This window comes from Curtobacterium luteum (assembly GCF_001475545.1).
GTDB classification, from domain to species: domain Bacteria; phylum Actinomycetota; class Actinomycetes; order Actinomycetales; family Microbacteriaceae; genus Curtobacterium; species Curtobacterium luteum_A.
The window spans coordinates 1-541 of sequence record NZ_LDQC01000189.1 but is presented as its reverse complement, the minus strand read 5'-3'; the positions used below and the strand labels follow the sequence as shown (position 1 = coordinate 541).

Annotated in this window: 1 protein-coding gene; it reads left to right on the top strand. The window is 68.2% G+C overall.

The genetic code is table 11. The annotated features are described in order from the left end of the window. The coding region (opgC, locus tag NS184_RS17095; protein WP_193750574.1) for an OpgC domain-containing protein at positions 1 to 475 on the top strand (475 nt) is incomplete at its 5' end. Between the last annotated feature and the right edge of the window lie 66 nt (positions 476 to 541).

Below are 541 nucleotides of genomic sequence, written 5' to 3'. Positions count from 1 at the left end.
CCGACGGCAGGTCGTCGGCGCGCTGACCGGGCGGCTCGGCAAGGTGCTCGTCGGGATCGGGATGGTCGGCTACGCGCTGTTCCTGGTGTACGTGTGGGCGGGGAACCACTTCGGCTTCACCCCGGCGCCGTTCCCCGCGACGATGTACGACCAGCTCTACAACACGGCGTACCAGCGGGTGGACCTGCAGTGGGGTCGCCTGGTCGACATCGCGTTCTTCGCCATCGTGTCGTACGCGATCCTCACCGTGTTCTGGAAGCCGATCGCGAAGACCCTCGGCTGGCTGTGGATCCCGCTCGGGCAGGCGAGCCTCTACGTCTTCGTGTGGCAGGTGTTCTTCGCACTCGCGATCGCGTCGATCCCCGGCGTCGACTGGTTCAACGGGTGGATCGGCTTCGCCGCGCACACCGCACTGATCCTGCTCGCCTGGTACATGGTGCGGAAGCAGTTCCTGTTCTCGGTCATCCCGCGCTGACGCGCGCCCGCGAGTCTCGGGCGCCGCACGCGGCGCACCACGAGACGGACAGGAGGCCCGTGGCGG